The sequence below is a fragment of the Sphingomonas sp. genome (assembly GCF_041661885.1).
Classification (GTDB): domain Bacteria; phylum Pseudomonadota; class Alphaproteobacteria; order Sphingomonadales; family Sphingomonadaceae; genus Sphingomonas.
In genome coordinates, this window is record NZ_JBAZTL010000021.1 from 1 (window position 1) to 2,792 (window position 2,792).

Consider the following 2,792-nt stretch of genomic DNA (forward strand, 5'->3'; position numbering starts at 1 on the left):
GTCATCGCCAAGATCGCCGACAACTGGCCCGCTGCCCGCTGGGATGAACTCATGCCGTGGAACTGGCGACCAGATCAGCAACCGATCGCCGAAGCCGCCTGATCTGCGGCCTCCAGCCCACGCTTACAAAGATGCCTGACTGTTGCTCCACAGCAGGAGCGTATTCATGGCAGCGCGCCCACCACTGCCGCCGCTGATCGCACGCGGCACACCGTTACTCGGCACCGCTTGCGATCCTGGTGGCTTTGCCTGGGAAATCGTGCGCCGCCGCGCCGACTATCGCCCCGGTGAGGGCACGATCGAAGGCGTTCGCATTGGGCAAGAGCCGCACTCCGTCGAACGCCTGACCGGTACGCTTCCCGATCCGCTATGGGGTCTGCAGTTTCGCCGAGGACCCGGCCGCCCCCGCCGACAGCGCCCGTCTCTTCTGGCATCCCGATCTCGACCCGCTGGCGATCATCGTCCACGCGGTACGCGCCATGCCTGGCGACCGAGACGCCTTCGACCTGTTGGCGCTGCCGGGGCCGGCCACGCACCTCTCGCTCGCAGGGGCCGGGGAACACCTACTACTCGGTAGAGGACCGCGCACGATCCGGCTCAGCATTGCGCGCGGCACGTTGCTCGATGGTCCGGTCAGGCTCGCTTATCAGCTTGCTGGAACCGACCGGCTGGAGCTCCGCCTGCTTGCGCTGCGCCGACTGGCCGCGTTCTTGCGGCACGGTCGCCTGCCCGCTAGCTTGTTTCCCGGTAGCGGAAGAACCAAGCGCTGGACGGAGCTGCTCCGCGCCCTCGATGCACTGGCGACCAGCTCGAGCCATCGCGCCGTCGCCGAAGCGGTGTTCGGCGACATGCTGGTCCGGCGCGCCGTACCAGCGTGCCGGCCAGGTCTGGGACGAGCGGATCGGGTCGGCGGAGCTACCACCTCCGGCTCACCGCAACGGCGCGCATCGCCATGGCCGCCTTGTCGTGGACATACCCAGCCGACCAATTGATCGCCCTGCGCCGGGCAGCGGACCAGGCTGCAGCTACGGCCCCGGTCTCCGAGGGACTGGCGGTCGACAGCCTTCACTTCAACTACGCGATCAGTGGCGACGCGCCTGCATGGCGGCCCCTTCGTGCGTTCGACGATGGTCGGCAGACGTTCGTCGAGTTTCCCGCCAGCATCGCCGTCGGCGACGCGCCGCCACTGTTCGTTGTCGGGCCGACCGGCGAGGCCGAACTGGTCAACTATCGTGTCCGCGGCCGGTACTACGTCGTCGACCGAATCTTCGACGCGGCTGAACTCAGGCTCGGCACCAAGAAGCAGCAGGTTGTCCGGATCGCGCGCATCGGTGAAGGCGCTCCCTCGCGAAAGGGCAAGCGCTCATGAGCGAGTCATCCATCTCTCCCGCCGCGAAGCTCGATCCCGAGACGTTGGCGATCCGGACGAAGCCGGCGCGCGCGATACGCTTCCGTCGCGGTGTTATCATCGCCGTCGCCGCGCTCGGATCCGTCAGCCTGGTCGTCGTGGCATGGATCGCGTTGAAACCGCGCGTCTTCAGCGCGGTCGCGGATCGTCAGGAATTGTCGGAACCGAGCAATCGTCCATCGACAGACTCTCTGAACGGCTTGCCGGCGACCTATGGCGATACCCCGAAGCTCGGACCACCGCTGCCCGGTGACCTGGGCAGGCCGATCCTCGAAAGCCAGCGCCGCATGGCAACGGAAACCGGCGTCGGCAATGATCCGTCGGGCCAGACGGCGGCGCAAGAACGGGAGCGGCAGCTGTCGGAGTTGAGGGCCGCTCGCCAATCCGGGGTGTGGTGCAAGGCCGCACCACAACGTCGCCGACAGTGGCAGCCGACGCCTCAGCGACGCCGGCTGCACCAACGCCAGAGGCATCGGGACCAGCTCTCGATCCGGATCGGGACCCTAACGCTCAGGGGCGCAAGGCCCAGTTCGTCGGCACTCTCGATCGCTCCGGGGACATCAATCCACACACACTGACGGCGGCACCGTCGCCCTTCCTCAACAACGAACTCTATGTTGGCAAGCTGGTGTGGAACCGGCAGCGTTTCGTAAAGGACCCGGTCTCCGGCAAACGGCAAGCCCGTCTCAACGACCCCGATGAGTGGCTGTCGTCCGAGGTGGCGCACCTACGCATTGTCGATGACGCGTTGTGGGCGGCAGTGAAGAAGCGCCAGGACACACAGCGCATCGCACCTTTCGCGGACGATCAGAGCGGCAAGCCTCGGATCGATGAGCGACGGCGCGCACGCTACCTGCTGTCGGGTCTTTCCCGGTGCGGCCATTGCGGCGGCGGCGGCTATGCGATGATCTCGGCCGATATGCTCGGCTGCTCGACGGCGCGGAACAAGGGAACGTGCGCCAATCGAGTGAACATTCGCCGCGATGTGCTCGAGCAGCGCGTGCTCACAAGCCTGCACACGCATCTCATGGACCCTGCCCTCTTTGGCGAGTTCTGCGGGGAGTTCACGCGTGAGCTTAATCGGATTCGCATGGAGGGCAGCGCCGCAATCGCGGCGGCACGAGCCGAGGTCGACAAGCTCGAGCGCGATATGGATGCGACGGTCGATATGATGATCCGGCTCGGGCCCAGTAACGCGACTGAGCGGCTGAGCGCCAAGGTTGACCGGCTAGATGCGCGTCAGAAATCGCTGCAAAACTGGGCACCTCCAACAACCCCTCGACATTTCCGGTCTGATTTGATTCATTTGGCCTGACAGGAGGCAGCGATGCGTCAGGCAGGATTGTTCGGCTTATCAGAGCATCTCAAGCGGCTTTCGGCGCAT

Annotated in this window: 4 protein-coding genes; all 4 read left to right on the top strand. The window is 65.7% G+C overall.

Annotated elements, in window-relative coordinates:
* The first annotated feature begins 479 nt into the window (after nt 1-479).
* Genes WC704_RS17735 through WC704_RS17750 form a run of 4 tightly spaced genes read left to right on the top strand, consistent with a single transcriptional unit; the run spans nt 480 to nt 2,723 of the window.
* Nucleotides 480-992: a DNA -binding domain-containing protein gene (locus tag WC704_RS17735; RefSeq protein ID WP_372892371.1), complete on the top strand. Its 513-nt coding sequence runs from the start codon at nt 480-482 to the stop codon at nt 990-992.
* On the top strand, nt 875-1,369 hold the full coding sequence (locus WC704_RS17740; protein ID WP_372892373.1) for a TrbG/VirB9 family P-type conjugative transfer protein: 495 nt from the start codon (nt 875-877) through the stop codon (nt 1,367-1,369). The genes WC704_RS17735 and WC704_RS17740 overlap by 118 nt, the downstream gene beginning before the upstream one ends.
* Nucleotides 1,366-1,986, top strand: coding sequence for a hypothetical protein (locus WC704_RS17745; protein ID WP_372892375.1), 621 nt, complete (start codon nt 1,366-1,368; stop codon nt 1,984-1,986). The genes WC704_RS17740 and WC704_RS17745 overlap by 4 nt, the downstream gene beginning before the upstream one ends.
* A gap of 50 nt (nt 1,987-2,036) precedes the next feature.
* On the top strand, nt 2,037-2,723 hold the full coding sequence (locus WC704_RS17750) for a recombinase zinc beta ribbon domain-containing protein (protein ID WP_372892377.1): 687 nt from the start codon (nt 2,037-2,039) through the stop codon (nt 2,721-2,723).
* The last annotated feature ends 69 nt before the right edge of the window (nt 2,724-2,792 follow it).

Excerpts from the sequence above, each read along its gene's own strand:
- WC704_RS17735 (WP_372892371.1), top strand. The coding sequence starts at position 480 with ATGCCTGGCGACCGAGACGCCTTCGACCTGTTGGCGCTGCCGGGGCCG.
- WC704_RS17745 (WP_372892375.1), top strand. The coding sequence starts at position 1,366 with ATGAGCGAGTCATCCATCTCTCCCGCCGCGAAGCTCGATCCCGAGACG.